The 18,039-nt window shown below is 54.4% G+C and carries 20 protein-coding genes; all 20 read left to right on the forward strand.

The window, feature by feature from the left end; all coding sequences use genetic code 11:
* Positions 1 to 103 precede the first annotated feature (103 nt).
* The 20 genes from MJA45_RS10660 (at position 104) to dnaG (ending at position 18,020) form a co-directional block, all read left to right on the forward strand.
* Complete coding sequence (locus MJA45_RS10660; protein ID WP_315607234.1) at positions 104 to 442, forward strand: histidine triad nucleotide-binding protein; 339 nt, start codon at positions 104 to 106, stop codon at positions 440 to 442.
* A gap of 188 nt (positions 443 to 630) precedes the next feature.
* The gene (rpsU, locus tag MJA45_RS10665; RefSeq protein ID WP_315607235.1) at positions 631 to 804 is read left to right on the forward strand and encodes a 30S ribosomal protein S21; all 174 of its coding nucleotides are present in this window, start codon (positions 631 to 633) and stop codon (positions 802 to 804) included.
* Between the two features lie 13 nt (positions 805 to 817).
* Positions 818 to 1,261 carry a GatB/YqeY domain-containing protein gene (locus MJA45_RS10670; protein WP_315607236.1) on the forward strand — a complete coding sequence of 148 codons (444 nt, stop codon included), beginning with the start codon at positions 818 to 820 and terminating at the stop codon, positions 1,259 to 1,261.
* Positions 1,262 to 1,446: 185 nt separating this feature from the next.
* The gene (locus MJA45_RS10675; RefSeq protein WP_315607237.1) at positions 1,447 to 1,692 is read left to right on the forward strand and encodes a hypothetical protein; all 246 of its coding nucleotides are present in this window, start codon (positions 1,447 to 1,449) and stop codon (positions 1,690 to 1,692) included.
* 70 nt (positions 1,693 to 1,762) lie between these two features.
* Positions 1,763 to 2,833, forward strand: a complete 1,071-nt coding sequence (locus MJA45_RS10680; RefSeq protein ID WP_315607238.1) for a Gfo/Idh/MocA family protein — start codon at positions 1,763 to 1,765, stop codon at positions 2,831 to 2,833.
* Between the two features lie 197 nt (positions 2,834 to 3,030).
* Positions 3,031 to 3,312: a sporulation protein YqfC gene (gene yqfC / locus MJA45_RS10685; RefSeq protein ID WP_315607239.1), complete on the forward strand. Its 282-nt coding sequence runs from the start codon at positions 3,031 to 3,033 to the stop codon at positions 3,310 to 3,312.
* A gap of 35 nt (positions 3,313 to 3,347) precedes the next feature.
* Positions 3,348 to 4,508: a sporulation protein YqfD gene (yqfD, locus tag MJA45_RS10690; protein WP_315607240.1), complete on the forward strand. Its 1,161-nt coding sequence runs from the start codon at positions 3,348 to 3,350 to the stop codon at positions 4,506 to 4,508.
* 96 nt (positions 4,509 to 4,604) lie between these two features.
* Positions 4,605 to 5,576, forward strand: a complete 972-nt coding sequence (locus tag MJA45_RS10695; RefSeq protein WP_315607241.1) for a PhoH family protein — start codon at positions 4,605 to 4,607, stop codon at positions 5,574 to 5,576.
* A gap of 17 nt (positions 5,577 to 5,593) precedes the next feature.
* Positions 5,594 to 7,828, forward strand: a complete 2,235-nt coding sequence (locus MJA45_RS10700) for an HD family phosphohydrolase (protein ID WP_315607242.1) — start codon at positions 5,594 to 5,596, stop codon at positions 7,826 to 7,828.
* 3 nt (positions 7,829 to 7,831) lie between these two features.
* Positions 7,832 to 8,368: an rRNA maturation RNase YbeY gene (gene ybeY, locus MJA45_RS10705; RefSeq protein WP_315607243.1), complete on the forward strand. Its 537-nt coding sequence runs from the start codon at positions 7,832 to 7,834 to the stop codon at positions 8,366 to 8,368.
* Positions 8,365 to 9,060 carry a diacylglycerol kinase gene (locus MJA45_RS10710; RefSeq protein WP_407083122.1) on the forward strand — a complete coding sequence of 232 codons (696 nt, stop codon included), beginning with the start codon at positions 8,365 to 8,367 and terminating at the stop codon, positions 9,058 to 9,060. The genes ybeY and MJA45_RS10710 overlap by 4 nt, the downstream gene beginning before the upstream one ends.
* Positions 9,061 to 9,096: 36 nt before the next feature.
* Complete coding sequence (gene cdd / locus MJA45_RS10715; RefSeq protein ID WP_315607245.1) at positions 9,097 to 9,498, forward strand: cytidine deaminase; 402 nt, start codon at positions 9,097 to 9,099, stop codon at positions 9,496 to 9,498.
* Positions 9,499 to 9,555: 57 nt separating this feature from the next.
* A complete protein-coding gene (era, locus tag MJA45_RS10720; protein ID WP_315607246.1) occupies positions 9,556 to 10,452 on the forward strand; it encodes a GTPase Era in 897 nt (298 codons plus the stop codon).
* Between the two features lie 85 nt (positions 10,453 to 10,537).
* Entirely contained in the window at positions 10,538 to 10,678 is a 141-nt protein-coding gene (locus tag MJA45_RS10725) for a YqzL family protein (protein WP_315607247.1), read from the forward strand.
* Positions 10,679 to 10,713: 35 nt separating this feature from the next.
* Positions 10,714 to 11,460 (forward strand): DNA repair protein RecO, encoded by a 747-nt coding sequence (gene recO, locus MJA45_RS10730; RefSeq protein ID WP_315607248.1) that lies wholly within the window; start codon positions 10,714 to 10,716, stop codon positions 11,458 to 11,460.
* Between the two features lie 331 nt (positions 11,461 to 11,791).
* Complete coding sequence (gene glyQ / locus MJA45_RS10735) at positions 11,792 to 12,682, forward strand: glycine--tRNA ligase subunit alpha (RefSeq protein WP_315607249.1); 891 nt, start codon at positions 11,792 to 11,794, stop codon at positions 12,680 to 12,682.
* Positions 12,675 to 14,750 carry a glycine--tRNA ligase subunit beta gene (gene glyS / locus MJA45_RS10740; protein ID WP_315607250.1) on the forward strand — a complete coding sequence of 692 codons (2,076 nt, stop codon included), beginning with the start codon at positions 12,675 to 12,677 and terminating at the stop codon, positions 14,748 to 14,750. The genes glyQ and glyS overlap by 8 nt, the downstream gene beginning before the upstream one ends.
* 38 nt (positions 14,751 to 14,788) lie before the next feature.
* Positions 14,789 to 15,601: a pyruvate, water dikinase regulatory protein gene (locus MJA45_RS10745; protein ID WP_315607251.1), complete on the forward strand. Its 813-nt coding sequence runs from the start codon at positions 14,789 to 14,791 to the stop codon at positions 15,599 to 15,601.
* Between the two features lie 81 nt (positions 15,602 to 15,682).
* The gene (locus tag MJA45_RS10750; RefSeq protein ID WP_315607252.1) at positions 15,683 to 16,144 is read left to right on the forward strand and encodes a YaiI/YqxD family protein; all 462 of its coding nucleotides are present in this window, start codon (positions 15,683 to 15,685) and stop codon (positions 16,142 to 16,144) included.
* Positions 16,145 to 16,184: 40 nt separating this feature from the next.
* Positions 16,185 to 18,020: a DNA primase gene (gene dnaG, locus MJA45_RS10755; protein ID WP_315607253.1), complete on the forward strand. Its 1,836-nt coding sequence runs from the start codon at positions 16,185 to 16,187 to the stop codon at positions 18,018 to 18,020.
* Positions 18,021 to 18,039: the final 19 nt, after the last annotated feature.

Below are 18,039 nucleotides of genomic sequence, written 5' to 3' on the forward strand. Positions count from 1 at the left end.
TAGGCCCGGCTCGACCGGCATATTGGGCCGGGGAGGCGTTTTTCAAACGGAAGGAAAATTTGATATAATAGAAGAAATTGACGGTAAGGAGAGCGAATGACGCATGGATTGTATCTTTTGCAAAATCGTGAAGGGCGAGATCCCTTCCAATAAGATTTATGAAGACGAGCATGTCATGGCGTTCCACGACATTCAGCCGGCGGCCCCGGTGCATGCCTTGATTATCCCGAAGAAGCACATCGCCACCATGAATGATGCCGGCGAAGAGGACTGGAAGGTGATCGGGGACATCCACCGGGCGGCCCAGCACATTGCCAAGGAGCTGGGGGTAGCCGAAACCGGCTACCGTCTTGTGAACAACTGCGGCAAGGATGCGGGGCAGGTCGTGTTCCATATCCATTACCATCTTCTGGGGGGTAAAAAGCTGGGACTCACTCATTAGTCCCTGTTCCCCGAGGAGAGAATGCGGGGCTTACCGTCCAACATCCGGAAGGATCAGGAAGGGACCGGTGTTTATTTTTGATGGACACGTGCAGTCAGGTTGACACTCGGATTCAACATAACTTATAATGAAGTTTGATAACCGTATTATCCGTCTTGGAACGGTCTGTTCGGAGGGAGGGAAATCTCGTGGCAGAAACTAAAGTACGCAAAAACGAAACCATCGATGCTGCACTTCGCCGCTTTAAGCGCTCCATTGCGAAGGACGGTGTGTTGGCTGAGGTTAAGAAGCGCAAGCACTATGAGAAGCCTAGCGTTAAGAAGAAATTGAAGTCGGAGGCAGCTCGCAAGCGCAAGTTCTAGGAGGATCCATCGGATGAGCTTAAACGAACGATTGAACGAGGATATGAAGCAGGCGATGAGGAGTCAAGACAAGTTCAAACTCTCCGTAATCCGTATGGTTCGTTCGGCGATCAAGAACATAGAAATAGATCAGCGGAAAACTTTGGATGACAACGAAGTGCTTGAAATTCTTAGTCGTGAAATCAAACAGCGCAGAGATTCCCTCCAGGAATTCGATAAAGCCGGCCGTGACGATTTGGCCGAAACCGTGAAAGCGGAAATAGCCATCATTGCCAAGTACCTTCCGGAGCAACTAAGTGAAGAAGAGGTTAGAACCATCGTACAGCAGACTATCCAAGAAGTCGGTGCTTCTTCCAAAGCGGATATGGGCAAGGTAATGAGTGCTTTGATGCCGAAAGTCAAAGGCCGTGCCGACGGTAAGCTTGTAAACCAACTGGTTCAGCAGAACCTCCAGTAATTTTTCAACCCCCGGCCAAACGGATTACTGGTCATCCGGCCGGTAATCGTTTGCCGATTAAATATCGGCGAAGGATCCTTTATACTTTCTGATATTTGAACCAAACACTCCGGCAACGGAGTGTTTTTTGGTTTAAGGGCTCAATGACAGGCTTGTATATCCTTTAGAAAGAAGGTGCAAATACCATGCTCGAAACGATTACCCGCTTCGTTACGGAGCATCGGGCGGATCTGCTTATCCTTGCCGTCCTTGCGGCTGCCCTGCTGCTCGCCCGAAGGCGCCGGAACCGGAGCCCGAAAGGAACTTACCACGGCATGCCTTCGTTTGGCGGTTCTCCCTGGCCTTGGGGGTTGGGCCGTTCCAAATCTTCGGCGAAGAAGCCAGGCGATCAAGCTTCCCAGGAGCTGCCGAAGACGCCCGAGCAAAAATAATCATTTCCCTTCACGGCCATCTCTGGTAAAATGTTAACGTGAACAATCCAGAGAAAACAGGAGGTTCCTTATGCAAACAAGCGACGGAATGAACTATGCTCCTCAAGGGAAACCGAACCGGGTATGCGGTCCCGGCGAATTCAAATTCGCGGCGATTGCTCTTGATCACGGCCATATTTACGGGATGACGAACGGACTTCTTGAGGCGGGAGCCGAGATCAAGTGGGTCTATGATCCGGATCCTAAGAAAGTGGAGGATTTCGTAAGCCGGTATCCCCAAGTCCGCGCCGCCTCCTCGGAGGAAGAAGTATTGAACGATCCCGAGGTCAAGCTGATCGCCGCCGCCGCCGTACCTTCCGAGCGCTGTGCGTTGGGTCTCAGGGCCATGGATCACGGGAAGGATTACTTCACGGACAAGACCCCGTTTACCACGCTGGAGCAGCTGGAGCAGGCCCGCCGGAAGGTAAAGGAGACGGGTCTCAAATACATGGTTTACTACAGTGAGCGGCTTCATGTCGAAAGCGCTATCTTTGCCGGTCAGCTGATTGAGCAGGGAGCCATCGGCCGTGTCGTTCAGGTCACCGGCTTCGGCCCGCACCGGCTCGGCACCGGCCGGCCGGACTGGTTTTTCGAGCACGAGAAATACGGCGGCATTCTGTGCGATATCGGCAGTCACCAGATCGAGCAGTTCCTGTTTTTCTCCGGCGCCAAAGACGCCAAGGTCCTAAACAGCAAGGTGGCCAACTATAATAACAAGGACTACCCGGAGCTCGAGGATTTCGGAGACGCTACGCTAGTCGGCGACAATGGCGCTACGAATTATTTCCGGGTGGATTGGCTGACCCCGGCCGGATCCAAGGTATGGGGCGACGGGCGCACGTTTATCGTGGGGACGGACGGCTATATCGAGCTTCGCAAGTACATCGATGTGGCCCGCGACAAGCAGGGCGATCAGGTGTATCTGGTTAACCAGGAAGGGGACAAGCATTTCTCCGTAAGCGGACAGGTCGGATATCCTTTCTTCGGGCAGCTCATCCTGGACTGCCTGAACCGGACGGAGAACGCCATGACCCAGAAGCATGCCTTTAAGGCGGCGGAGCTGTGCCTCCTTGCCCAGAAGCAGGCGGTAAGGGTGGAGTAGTCGGCTCCTATCTATCGAGGCAGCACCTAGGAAAGAACGGTTTGGACGGCTATCCCGCAAGGGACGGCAGCCCGGGCCGTTCTTTTTTGTGTTTCCGGCGGAGGGCTCTTTTCATAAACGGAAGGAAGGGAGCATAGCTTTAAAGAAGGAACGGCCAATTTCTTCCGGCCGGCGCCGGACGGGAGGGGTTCGAGGGCATGCGCCGCCTAAAAAAAACGCTCCATGAACTAACGACAACGCTTCTGGATGTGCCCAAAGATGTTGTGCTGGACCTGCCCAGGATGACCATGGTCGGCAACATGCAGCTCTATATCGAGAATCACCGGGGAGTGCTTCATTTCTCAACGGAAGTGCTCAAGCTCGCGCTTAGCAAGGGAGAACTGGAGGTCCGCGGCCGGGAGCTCGTCCTGAGGGCCATTCTTCCGGAGGAAGTATTCGTCGAAGGACAGATCGAGGATATCAAATATATTAACGGATAAGGGTGAATCGCGTGCAAACCCCATTTCTTTCTTCCTTGACCGGATATGTGGCTGTCGAATTCCGAGGAGAGCGCACCGATGCGCTCCTTAACGCGGCCGTAAAGAAGAAGCTGATCATGTGGGATATTCGGATAGCCGGACCCGGGAAAATGACCGCCCGGCTCAGCATCCGTGATTTTTTTCGGCTGAGGCCGCTTCTGAAGGAGACAGGCTGCCGGGTCCATGTGACCGGCCGGTTTGGCTTTCCTTTCTTTCTGGACAGGCTGGGGCGCCGGAAGCTGTTTGCCGGAGGAGCGGTAGTCTTCGTGGCCGGCCTGTATCTTCTTTCCTCGCTTGTCTGGCGGGTTCAGGTCGAGGGCAACGAGAAGATCACGACGGAGGAGATCCTGAAGGCGGCGGAATCCAAGGGCTTATACTCGTTCCAGTGGAAATTCCGTTTAAAGAAGCCGGACAAGCTCTCCAAAGAGCTGCACAGCGCTCTTCCCGGTACTTCCTGGGTTGGGGTGGACATTCAGGGGACGAAGGTTATCATCAAGGTGGTAGAATCCACCCGGCCGGAGCCGAGGGAGCTCGTCAGTCCGCGGAACCTCATTGCTTCCAAGAATGCCACCGTAACCCAAATCTACGCCGAGAAAGGCAAGCCTATGGTCCAGCCGAATACTTATGTCCACAAAGGCGAGGTCCTAATTTCGGGCGTTATCGGAAACGACCAGTTCCGTCAGACGGTTCCGGCTGCGGGCAAAGTGATGGGACTCGTCTGGTATCTATCGGATGTCCAGGTTCCGCTTGTTCAGAAGCATTACACTTATACAGGAGAATCCTACGACCGGTTTTATCTTGTGGCGGGAAGCCGGGCGTTTCAGGTGACGGGATACGGCCATAAGGATTTCGGTCCTTCCCGGGCGACAGGAGAACGAAAGCTCCTCCAGATAAGGAATTGGGTCCTCCCAGTCGGCTGGCTGAAGGAGAAGGTCCGGCAGGTGATGGAGACGGAGACCGTCCTGAGTCCGGCCGATGCGCGCGCGCTCGGAATAGAGCGGGCCAAGGAGGAACTCCTGCGGGGAGCGGGGAAGGACGCTTCGGTCACAAGCGCCAAAGTACTGGAACAGAAAGAGGCCGATGGATCTCTGCATTTAAAGCTTCATATCGAGGTGGAGGAGCCGATCGCGGAGGAACAGGCTTTGACAGGGGGCTAGGCCGTCTGGGAAGTCCCCCTCCTTGCACAGGGGATACATATCATATACACTTGGACGTATACTAATAGCTACCCCAGACAAGGAGAATGAGGCCATTTGACTGCAAACCAGGAGACTGTACGAATCCCCCTCAAAAATATCGCCGAAGGGCTTTCCCTCTTCGGTCCTCAAGATAAATTCCTTCACCTTATCGAACAGCAGACGGAAGCCAAGCTGTACTCTCGTGAAGAAGAGCTCGTTATTCAGGGAGCTTCCAAGGAAGTCCAGTCCCTTCAGCAGCTGTTTGAGGTTCTCCTCGAGCTGATCCGTAACAATTACACTTTGTCCGAGCGCGATATCACCTACGCCTTGGAGCTGGCCAAGCAGATGAAAGCCGACCAGCTGCTGGAACTGTTCAAGGGCGAGATTGCCACGACGCACAAAGGAAAGCCCATCCGTGTCAAAACGATCGGACAGAAGCAGTACATTAACCGAATCAAGGCAAGCGATATCGTCTTCGGGATCGGTCCTGCGGGAACCGGTAAAACTTACCTGGCGGTCGTTCTCGCCGTTACGGCTCTGAAGGAGGGGCGGGTCAAGAGGATCGTCCTTACGCGGCCTGCCGTTGAAGCAGGGGAAAGCCTCGGCTTTCTGCCTGGTGACCTGCAGGAAAAAGTTGACCCCTATCTGAGGCCGTTGTATGATGCACTTAATGATGTTCTAGGTCCGGAGCAGGTCGCCAAGTCCCTCGAGAGGGGACTGATTGAAATCGCTCCTCTTGCCTACATGCGCGGCCGAACATTAGACGATTCGTTCATTATTTTGGATGAAGCCCAGAACACCACTCCGGAACAGATGAAGATGTTTCTGACCCGCCTGGGATTCGGCTCGAAGATGGTCATCACGGGCGACATTTCCCAGATCGACCTTCCGAGAGGCAAAAAATCCGGCTTGGTGGAGTCGGAACGTATTCTTCGGGATATCCAGGAAATCGGTTTTATCTACTTTTCGGAGCAGGACGTCGTCCGCCATTCTTTGGTACAGAAAATCATCACTGCCTACAACGTTGACCAGGAAAAGCACGGATAGAAGGAAGGGCTGGGTTCATGAGCCGAAACGAAGAGTTGAAATCGGGGAAATCCCATTATTGGGAAGCCGGATGGAAGCAAAGCGCTGTGATCCGCTTTTTTTTGTTTGTCTCCATGGCGATGCTTTTTTATTTCAGCACAGCGGACCGGCTGGTACCGAAAACCTATGATATACGTCCCAACACGATAAGCGGAGTCACCATCGTGGCCCCGAAGCAGATCGAGAATTCGGTGGAGACCCAGAAGGCGAAGGAAGAGGCCGCTCAACGGGTGACGCCGGTTTATCGAATCGTCCCGATCAAGAACGAGCAGCTGATTTCGGTTCTTTACGACAAGCTGGAGCTGGCCATCAACGACCAGGAAATGAAATCTGAGGAGAAGGTCAGCTATTACCGCTCCGTCTTCCCCCGGGTGAGTCAGGATTTCGTGGACGAATTGCTGTCTTCCCTGGCGAGAGGGGGTCAGCCGTACAACGAAACCTTGCTTGCCGAGATTCAGAAGCAGCTGATGGAGCAGCAGTACAAGTTTCCGGAGGAAAGCTACTTCAAGCTTAACCGTTTGACCAAGGAAGACCTTGCCGCCATGGAACCGGTTACGAAGGAGATCGTGGCGAGGTTGATGAACGATCAGATTGTGGATGCCCAGACCGTTCGAGCCAAGGTGACGGAACTGGTCAACTCCTCGACCCTAACGAAGAATACAACGCGCGAGCTCGTTCAGGAGATCGCCCGTTTCTCGTTGACACCGAACAAGTTCTTTGACAGCAAGGGAACGGAAGAGGCGAAGGCCCAGGCGAGAGAGAATACCAAAACCATCTATACCAACAAGAATGATATTCTGCTTAATAAGGGAGAAATGGTCACAGAGGCTCTGTACCAGCGGTTAGAGAAGGAGAACTTGCTCAAAACCCAAGGGAACGTTCTTCCCCCGCTTGGCCTTCTGCTATTTGTTTTCCTGCTGGTGCTGGTTCTCTACATGTATATCCGCCAAAGCCGGCTGCCCATTAACGGCAACAACGTGCAGCTGGTGATGCTCGTCATTATTTATGTCATTAATGTGCTTTGCATGAGAATCGTAGCCCTCGGGCAAAACCTGGAGTATCCTCATGTTGGCTATCTGGCCCCCGCGGCCATCGGAACGATGCTGATCGTCATCCTGCTCGATGTCCCGCTGGCGGTGGTTTCCTCGTTCCTGTTCAGTATCCTCGCGAGCATTATCTTTAATGCGGATTTGGACCGGATCTTCGATTTCCGCTTTGGATTCGTTGCGCTGGTCATGTGCTATACGGCTATTTTTTCTCTTCATAAGGCCAGCCAGCGTTCCACCATCTTACGGGCGGGAGTGCTGATCTCGATTTTCGGCTGTGTCTCCATTATTTCTCTCAATCTATTGGAGAATCATTATTCCAACATAGGGTTCGCCCTGTTGTTCGCCCTGGCCAACGGGGTGGTGACGGCGATTCTCGTCATGGGGCTGATGCCGTTTTTTGAAACGGTATTCGGCATTCTTTCGCCGCTTAAGCTGGTGGAGCTGTCGAATCCGAACCTTCCGCTTCTGCGGAAGCTGTTAACCGAAACGCCAGGCACGTATCACCACAGCGTCATGGTAGGCAATCTGGCGGAAGCGGCGGCGGAAGCGATCGGAGCTGACGGCCTTCTGAGCCGAGTGGGGGCCTACTACCACGATATCGGCAAAACGAAGCGGCCCTCCTATTTTATCGAAAACCAGATGAACATGGAGAACCCCCACGACGATATCGACCCGGGGCTAAGCACGTCCATCATTACCGCTCACCCGCGGGACGGCGTGGAAATGCTGAAGGAGCACAACGTGCCGAAGGCCATTCGGGATATTGCGGAGCAGCATCATGGAACGACCCTGCTTAAATACTTCTACCATAAGGCGAAGAAGCAGCAGGGGGACCATCCCACGCATCCCATCAAGGAAGAGGATTACCGTTACCCGGGTCCGAAAGCCCAGTGCAAGGAGACCGCTATCGTCGGAATCGCGGACTGCGTGGAAGCGGCCGTTCGATCTCTGCGCCATCCAACCATCGAGCAGATCGATACCATGGTCCGGAAAATCATCAAGGACCGGCTTGATGACGGACAGTTTGATGAATGTGATTTGACGATTAAAGAATTGGATACGATAGGAAAAGCATTAAAAGAAACCCTCCTCGGGATCTTTCATTCCCGGATCGAATACCCGAGTGAGCTGCCCCCAAAAAATGAATCTGCAGGAGGAGCCTGATCCATGGCCTTACATCTGTATTGGAACAATGAACAGGAACGCATTCCCGTGACCGACGAGATGATTGACCAGCTTCGCAGCCTGCTTGCCCTCGCCGGAAAGCAGGAGGGGGTCGAAGACGGAGAGGTCGCCCTTACCTTGACCGACGATGAGGGAATACACCGCCTTAACAAGGAATACCGCGGCATCGACCGGCCGACCGATGTATTGTCTTTTCCTCAGCACGAGCCGGGCGAAGACGAGCCGGACATCAACTACGACGACCTGGAAGAGGTCGAGGACCTCGACGGGGCGGAGGAAGGGGAAGACAGCGGAGAAGCCTTCGAAGACGAAGAGCCCCTTGGAGACATTGTCATTTCACTGGAACGAGCCCAGGCTCAAAGCGAGGAATACGGACATTCCCTGGAACGGGAGATCGGGTTCCTCTTCGTTCACGGTTTTCTTCACCTCATCGGATACGACCATGAGACCGAAGAAGACGAACGGGAGATGATCGCCAAGCAGGAGGCCGTACTGCAGGAAGCGGGGCTTACCCGGTGAAGCCCGGAGCCCGGTTCTGGCGGAGCCTCCGCTATGCTTATGAAGGCATAAAATATGCCTTGACGACACAGCCTAACATGAAGTTTCATTTCTTTGTTTCGTTTGTGACGCTCATTTCGGCTGTGTTCTTTAAGCTGTCTAAACTGGAGATCCTGTTTATTCTGCTCGCGATTACCCTGGTTATTGTGGCGGAGCTGATCAACACGGCTGTGGAAAGTGCCGTCGACCTGGCCATGCCGGAACGCCATCCCCTGGCCAAAATAGCAAAAGACGTAGCCGCGGCCGCCGTTTTGGTGACGGCGGTTTTTGCCGTCGCGGTCGGAATGATCGTCTTCTACGAGCCGGTGGACCGCTGGCTTACCCAGTCCATGGACAATCGGACGGAGGTTTCTCCCGCTTCGATTTGGCTTTACCTGGCGCTTGTTTTCCTGACGGTGATCGTGGTGGAGACACGCTTCTCCCGGCACCGCTGGCTGCGTCCCAGTCTATGGACGGCGGTGGCGTTTTCTTTGTCCACCCTGCTGTCCCTTGTGGTCATGCAGACCCTGGCTGTACTGCTCAGTTACAGCCTGGCCTTTTTATTTCTTATTCATTTATATCGCCGTCGTAACCGGTCTCTTGCCGCTCTTCTCACCGGAGCAGTTACCGGTACCCTCATTACCGGTTTGGCCTATGCCTTAAATGCCGTTTAGCCTATACTTTAGCGGAAAACAAGGAGTTGGGAACAGATGAAGAAGGATATGGATCGATGGATTCAGGAAGCGCGTGACGCCAGGGAGAAGGCTTATGTGCCTTACTCCCGTTTCCAAGTAGGAGCCGCGCTAGTGGATGCTGACGGGGGAATTCATCACGGCTGCAACGTGGAGAATGCGGCCTATGGGCCTACCAACTGCGCCGAACGGACCGCCTTATTCCGGGCCATCGCCGATGGTCATGCCCCCCGGTCTTTTAAAGCGATTGCCGTTATCGGGGACACCCCGGGTCCCATTACCCCTTGCGGAATCTGCCGCCAGGTTATGGCTGAGCTGTGCCAGCCCGATATGCCCGTTTACCTGACTAACCTTAAGGGGGATATTCAGGAGACGACGGTGGAGGCCTTGCTTCCCGGGGCTTTTATGCTCCCCGAGTGATTAAGAGGGCGGGATGACGGGGTAAATACTAATCAGGATGATTCTTGGAGGTTACTCATGCAAAAAGCTTACAAATCGGGCTTCGTCTCGATTATCGGAAGACCGAATGTGGGGAAATCCACGCTGCTCAACCAGGTGGTGGGCCAGAAAGTGGCCATCATGTCGGACAAGCCCCAAACGACGCGGAATAAAATTCACGGAGTGTACACGACGGACAGTATGCAGATCGTCTTTTTGGATACGCCGGGAATCCATAAGCCCCAGTCTAAGCTCGGGGATTATATGATGAAGGTGGCCGAAAGCACGCTGCGGGAAGTCGATGCCGTGCTGTTCCTTGTCGATGTGGCGGATGGCCTCGGAGGCGGCGACCGGTACATCATTGAGCAGCTGAAGAAGGTGCAGACTCCTGTTATTCTGGGACTTAACAAGATTGACAAAGTCCAGCCGGAGGAGCTGCTACCGGTGATTGCGGCCTACAAGGATTTGTATCCGTTCGCGGAGATCGTTCCGATTTCGGCGATTAACGGCAGCAACGTGAATACGCTTCTGGAGCAGATCGGCAAATACCTCGAAGAAGGGCCGCAGTATTACCCTGAGGACCAGGTGACCGATCATCCGGAGCAGTTCGTCTGCGCGGAGCTGATCCGGGAGAAGATCCTTCACCTGACCCGGGAGGAAATCCCCCATTCCATCGCCGTCACCATTGAGCAGATGAAGGTCGAGCCGAACGGCGTCGTGCATATCGGAGCGGTCATTTTCGTAGAGCGGGACTCCCAGAAGGGGATCATTATCGGCAAAAGAGGTGCTCTGCTCAAAGAAATCGGCCAAAAAGCCCGGTATGACATTGAAGCCCTCCTCGGGTCCAAAACCTTCCTGGAGCTATGGGTAAAGGTGAAGAAGGATTGGAGGAACCAGGAGAGGGTCCTTCGCGATCTCGGGTTCCGCGAGGAATAGTTCCTCCCAATAATTGCTTGGATAAGCGCTGCCTCTCGGTATCATCCTAATACAATCATCAGTCTTGAAGGAGAGGATGGATTCGATGAGAGACTTTTTCTGGCAATATTTCTCTAATACCGGAAGCATAGATGCCTATATGCAGTACAAGCAGTCGGACGAGACGACGGTCGAGCCGGACGAGATGGAACCCGTCTTGGAAGAGGAGAACGAAATCGCCCAATAATCAGGCGGAACATCATGGGAGATGGGAGCCGAGCGATGCTGAAGCGAACGGAAGGAATTGTGATTCGCAGCACGGATTACGGAGAAGGCCACAAAATCGTTACCCTCTACACGAGAGAAGCGGGCAAAATCAGCCTGATGGCCCGGGGGGCGAAAAAAGCCAAAAGCCGCCATACGGCGGTAACGCAGCTGTTTACATATGGGGAATTCGTCTTTTTCCAAGGCAGCGGGATGGGGACCTTGAACCAGGGGGACCTGATCGAGTCCCACCATGCTCTGCGTGAGGATCTTCACAAGGCTGCCTACTCCTCCTATCTGGTAGAGATGGTAGACCGGCTGGTCCCGGATCAGGAACCGAACGGCATGCTCTTCGAGCAGTTGAAGGCCGGCTTGTCGGCCATCGAGGAAGACAAGGACGCGGATATCGTCATTCACATCATGGAGATGAAAATGCTGGCTCTGGCCGGTTATTTGCCGCAGCTGGACGAATGCGTTTCCTGCGGAAGCGACGAAGGGCAGATGGCGCTTAGCGTCATGCAAGGCGGCGTTCTCTGTCCCCGCTGCCGGTTGAAGGACCCGGGAGCTCTTGTCCTGGCCCCCGGTACCCTGAAGCTTCTTCGGCTTTTTCAGCGGATGGACCTGAGAAGAATTGGTTCGGTTGAAGTCAAGGCTGAGACGAAAGCCCAGCTTAAGGCGGCCATGCGATCTTTTATGGATGTTCATATGGGGGTCAAGTGGAAGTCCCGCAGCTTTCTGGAGCAAATGGAAAAGTATAATTTCTAGCCGGGCGGGTGCCGTTTGACACGGACCGCCCGGTTTGGTAGTATATTTTCATTCTAATAGTGATACGGTGAAGGAAAGAGTACTCATCGGCCAGGGTGTCCAGCGATCCGGGAAAAGTGTAAGCCCGGTCACCCTCCGATTGCAGGAAAGGCATTCCGGAGTATCGGCGAGAACCAAAAAGCGGGTCGGGACGACGATGACTCTCCTGACCAAATAGGGTGGAACCGCGGGTGCATCAGCTCTCGTCCCTATGTCCGGCCCCGTCCGGCATAGAGACGGGAGCTTTCTTGCGGTTTGGAGTCACTCCATTATGGAAGGGAGAAAGGAAAGAATGAATTTTCAACAGGTAATTTTGACGCTCCAGCAGTTCTGGGCGGAACAAAACTGCATCCTTGTCCAGCCTTATGACACGGAGAAAGGGGCGGGCACGATGAGCCCGATGACCTTCTTGCGAAGCATCGGACCGGAGCCGTGGAACGTGGCCTATGTGGAACCGTCCCGCCGTCCGGCTGACGGACGCTACGGGGAGAACCCGAACCGGCTGTACCAGCATCACCAGTTCCAGGTGATCATCAAGCCGTCTCCGGACAACATCCAGGAGCTGTACCTGGAAAGTTTGGCCCGGCTCGGCATCGATCCGCTTAAGCATGATATCCGCTTCGTCGAGGATAACTGGGAAGCCCCGACCCTCGGCGCCTGGGGCCTCGGCTGGGAGGTTTGGCTTGACGGCATGGAAATTACCCAGTTTACGTATTTCCAGCAGGTCGGCGGCATTGACGCGAATCCGGTCGCCGTGGAAATTACGTACGGACTGGAGCGTTTGATCTCCTATATCCAGGATAAAGAAAACGTGTTTGACCTGGAGTGGGTAGACGGCGTGACCTATGGGGATGTGTTTTTGCAGCCCGAGTACGAGCATTCGAAATATACCTTTGAGGTAAGCGACGCCAAGATGCTCTTCACTTTGTTCGGCATGTACGAGGAAGAGGCGAAGAGAGCACTGGAGCAGAAGCTGGTGTTCCCGGGCTACGATTATGTGCTCAAGTGCTCCCACACCTTTAACCTGCTGGATGCGCGCGGGGCGATCAGCGTAACGGAACGGACGGGATACATTACCCGCGTGAGGAATCTGGCCCGGTTGTGCGCGGCCACCTACCTGGAGGAGCGAGAGCGTCTCGGCTTCCCGATGCTGAACAAGAAAGGAGTGGTCGACCATGGCTAAAGATTTGTTGCTTGAACTCGGCATGGAGGAAATTCCTTCCCGTTTTGTCCGCGGGGCGATGGAGCAGCTGGCCGACAAGGTGGGCAAGTGGCTGACGGAATCCCATATTCCGTATGAAGCGCTGCAATCGTACGGCACTCCCCGTCGGATCGCCGTTCTGGTACGAGGACTTGCCGAGAAACAGGAGGACCGGCACGAGGAAGCGAAAGGCCCCTCCCGCAAAATCGCGTTGGATGACAAGGGAGAATGGAGCAAGGCCGCTCTCGGCTTTGCCCGCAGCCAAGGGGTTGACCCGGCGGAGCTGTACTTCAAGGAGCTCGGCGGAGTGGAATATGTCCATGCGGCCAAAAGCAGCATCGGAGGAGAGACGGCAGCGCTTCTGGAGAGCGGGCTTGCACCGATCATCACCTCGATGACCTTCCCGAAGAACATGCGCTGGGGAAGCCAGGAGCTGCGGTTCGTGCGTCCTATCCGCTGGATGGCGGCGCTGTTCGGGGAACAGGTGGTTCCGTTTGAGATTGCGGGCGTTTCGTCCGGACGCGTTACCCATGGGCACCGGTTCCTGGGCGGCGAAGTGGAGCTGTCATCGGCCGGAGACTACGTTGAGGCGCTCAAGGAGCAATTCGTTTATGCCGATGTAGAAGAAAGACAGGCTCTTATTCTCGATCAAATCAACCGTCTAGCGGCCGAGAAGGGCTGGAGCATTCCGATTAAAGACGATCTTCTGGAAGAGGTTCTCTTCCTGGTGGAGTATCCGACCGCTCTGTTCGGTTCCTTCAATCCCGACTTCCTGCACATTCCGAAGGAGGTTCTCATTACTTCCATGCGCGAGCACCAGAGATACTTCCCGGTGCTGGACAGCGAAGGCAGGCTGCTGCCTCATTTCGTCACGGTCCGCAACGGAAACGCCGAATCCCTGGAGCTTGTGGCGAGAGGAAACGAGAAGGTTCTCCGCGCGAGACTATCGGATGCCCGCTTCTTCTATGAGGAAGATCAGAAGATGTCCATCGACAGCGCCCTCTCCCGGCTCGAGTCCATTGTCTTCCACGAGGAGCTTGGGACGATCGGAGATAAAGTACGCCGGATCCGCGACATTTCGCTGTCACTTGCCGAGTGGCTGAAGGTGACGGATCTCGACAAGGCGAATGTTGAGCGGACCGCGGCTATCGCCAAATTCGATCTGGTCTCGCAGATGGTTTACGAGTTCCCGGAGCTTCAAGGGGTGATGGGAGAGGACTATGCGCGTAAAGCAGGAGAAAGAGAAGAAGTGGCCCGGGCGGTTTTCGAGCATTACCAGCCACGCTTCTCGGGAGACGCGGTTCCGTCCGGGTTGGCCGGTGCGGTCGTTTCCATAGCGGACAAAATCGATACCATTGTCGGCTGCTTCTCCATCGGCATCATTCCGACCGGCTCTCAAGACCCGTATGCCCTGCGCCGGCAGGCAGCAGGAATTGTTCAAATTCTGCTTGAAAAGAAGTTCTCCTGCCCCTTGTCGAAATTGTTCGAAATCGCGCTGGATGTCCACCAAAAGGCCGGTTTGTTGAAACGTTCCGAGCAGGAAATTCGTATTAATTTATACGACTTCTTCGCTCTGCGGGTCAAAAACGTCCTGTCGGAGCGTCAAGTTCGCTACGATATTGCCGAGGCCGTCATGGCGTCGAGCATGGATGATATTGCGTCGGTGGTCCGCCGGGCGGAAGCCCTGACGGCCCAAGCGGCCAACGCCGGCTTCAAGACGGCGGTCGAATCCTTCAGCCGGGTCAACAACCTTGCCGCCAAAGCGGAATCCGCCGACGTGGATCCGGCGCTGTTCACGGATCCCGCCGAAGGAGCTCTCTTCAAAGCTTACCAGAGGGCTCATGCGGACTATGTTCGGGCGTTCGAGGAAGGGAACGAGGATCAGGCTCTTGAGGTTTTGGCGACTTTGGAGCAGCCGATCACCGGCTTCTTCGATGCGGTTATGGTTATGGCGGAAGATGAGCGGGTAAAAACCAACCGTTTGGGACTACTTGCCTTGATTTCCGCCGATTTCCGGCAGTTTGCCGATTTCTCCAAGCTGGTCTGGTAATCCATTCCGGCTGAATTGATGAGAGGAGCCGAGGTATGATGGATGTGAGCATAACGCCAACCCTTTTTGTGGTTTCCGACTCGGCAGGAGAGACGGGGGAACTGGTGGCCAAAGCGGCGGCTGTCCAGTTCTCTCCCGTGCCGGTAATGATCCGGCGGACTCCCTACATCCAGGACCGGATGGGAATCGACCAGACGGTCAGAGCGGCGAAGAGCATCAACGCCGTGATCGTCTTCACCCTGGTCATTCCGGAGCTGAGGGATTACTTGCTGGAGCAGGCCGCCCTGCATCAGGTAACCTGTATCGATCTCTTAGGTCCCATTATCCAGAGCCTGGAGAATGTACTTCAGCAGAAGTCACGTCACGAGCCCGGCATGATCCATGCCCTGAATGAGGATTACTTCAAACGGGTGGAAGCGATTGAGTTTGCCGTCAAATACGACGACGGCCGCGATTCAAGCGGCGTATTGAAGGCGGACATCGTGCTGGTCGGCGTTTCCCGTACTTCCAAGACCCCGTTGTCTATGTACCTGGCCCATAAAGGCTACAAAGTGGCCAACGTACCGCTGGTGCCAGAGCTTAAGCCGCCGGCAGAGCTTTTTGCCGTATCCCGCAACAAGATAGTCGGGCTCAAAATAAATACGGACAAGCTTGGCGGAATCCGCATGGAAAGACTGAAGGCGCTTGGACTCGCGAGCACGGCGAATTATGCCAAGACCGAAAGGATCGAGCAGGAGCTGGCCTATTCGGATCAGATCATGAAGCGTCTCGGCTGTGAGGTTATCGACGTTTCGACGAGAGCGGTCGAGGAAACGGCCAGCCTGATCCAAAACATGTTCCGGCCTTTATGAACTTACAAGAAAGAAGGATTTTTCCGGGCCGGGGCGTATATAGTAATACGGTAGCTAATCCAAGCGGAAAACGGTGGTTGCGTGACTAACAAGGTTATCGTCGATGCGGACGCTTGTCCCGTCAAACCGGAAATCGTCCGAACGGCGTCTGCCTTCGGGATTGAGGTATGGATGGTGGCCTCCTTTGATCACCGCCTTGCTCCCGCCGAAGGGGTAAAGGTCATCCAGGTGGACCGCTCCGACCAATCGGTGGATCTGTATATCGCGAACCGGATCGGGAAGGGAGATATCCTCGTTACCCAGGATTTTGGTCTCGCCACCATCGGATTGGCCAAGCAGGCGGTGGTGCTTTCCAACCGGGGGCAGGTTTATACGGACCGGACCATCAATTTTCTTCTCGAGAACCGCCATGAGCAGGCGAAGAAACGGCGCGGAGGCAAGCATACGAAGGGTCCTAGGCCCTTTACGGATGAGGATCGTCAAAGATTTCAACAAACTTTGACAAAAGTTTTGAAAGTCTTGCAGGAAAATTTGCAGGTATAATCGAATACTATACATGTCGATTGGGATGTAGGTGGTTGTAATGAGTTACGGACGCATTCCGGATGAAGTGATTGAGGGGGTCCTCAAGCATCACGACATTGTCGATGTGGTGGGCAAATATGTACATTTAACCAAGCAGGGACAGCGAATGACAGGGCTTTGTCCGTTCCATTCGGAGAAATCCCCCTCCTTTTCGGTCAATCCCGGCAATCAGCTCTATTACTGCTTCGGCTGCAAGGCGAGCGGCAACCTGATCCGTTTCGTCATGGAAATCGAAGGGTATACTTTTCCAGAGGCGGTTATGCAGCTGGCCGAGGAAGCCCAGCTCGACTATGAGTGGGAGGTCCCGGACGAAGCGAAGAGCAAGGACCAGCAGGAGAAGAGCATCCTGTACCAGGCTTATGAATTTACCGCCAAGCTGTATCATCACATTCTCCTTAACACGGAGCAGGGAAAGCCGGCCTTGGAGTATTTGCGGTCCCGGGGCGTGACGGACAAATGGATCGAGCAGTTTCAGCTCGGATACGCGCCGACCATGTGGGACAGGCTGGTTCAGCTGCTGGAGAAGAGGGAATACCCTCTTCCTCTAATGGAGAAAGGCGGCTTAATCTCCGCAAAATCGGACGGGACCGGTTACCTGGATAAATTTCGCGACCGCGTGATTTTTCCCATTCACGATCCCAAAGGAAGAGTCATTGCCTTCGGAGGAAGGCTGATGGGAGAGGGACAGCCAAAGTATTTGAACAGTCCCGAAACCATTCTGTTCAACAAGAGCCGCAGCCTGTTTAATTATCACCGGGCCCGCCCGGCCATCCGCAAAAGCGGACAGGTGGTCTTGTTCGAAGGGTATATGGATACCTTGAAGGCTTGGGGAGCGGGAATTGAGAACGGTGTGGCCACCATGGGAACCTCGCTTACCGAGGATCATGCCGATTTTATCCGGCGTCATGCCGATCAGGTCATCGTCTGCTATGACGGAGACCAGGCCGGCCAGAATGCGGCGTACAAAAGCATCGGCATTCTGAACAAAGCCGGAATACCGGCCGGAATCGCCCTTCTTCCCGACGGGATGGATCCGGACGAATATATCGGACGCTATGGCGCAAGCCGATTTCGCAAGGAAATTATTGAGGGGGCGCTGACTTCCGTTCAATACAAGATCCGGTACGCCAGGAGGAATTTCAACCTCAACAATGAGACAGGGATCCGGACTTATATCGAAACGGCGGTCAAAATCATTGCCGAAGTCAACTCTCCGCTGGAGAGGGAGCAGTATGTCAAAGAGCTTGCCCGTGAATTCCAGGAGTACGAATTCGAGACGATTAATCAGCAGTTGAATACGTATAGGCAGGAATATCTAAATAAACGGGACATCAGGGATAATAAAGACAAATCGTGGAATAATGTAATGAATAATGGGAAGGGCAGGGAGAAGAAGCCGTCGCTCCTGCCGCGTTACCACACCGCCGAAATTCAGCTGCTTGCGGTCATGATGCATGACCGGGAGGTGGCGGAGCACGTCCGGCAGCAGCTTGGAGAGCAGTTCAATATAGAAACTCACGCAGCACTGGCTGCTTATTTATACGCTTTTTATGCCCAGGGGAATGAGCCTGATGCAAGCCGGTATTTGGCTGCGCTGCAGGACGAGCGCCTGGAAAGCGCAGCCGGACAGATTCTGATGACGGATACCGTTCAGGGGACGAACCCCCAGGTGATCGACGATTATATCCGGGAAATCAAGAAGCATCCGCAGCTGGAAGCCATAAAGCATAAAAAAGAAGAAATGATTCGGGCCGAGCGTGCAGGTGAAATCGCTTTGGCGGCACAGATGGCAAGTGAGATTTTAACCCTGGAGAGACAGCTGAAAGCCCTGTAGTGGAAAAAGCGTGACATTC

It is taken from the genome of Paenibacillus aurantius (assembly GCF_032268605.1).
GTDB classification, from domain to species: domain Bacteria; phylum Bacillota; class Bacilli; order Paenibacillales; family NBRC-103111; genus Paenibacillus_AO; species Paenibacillus_AO aurantius.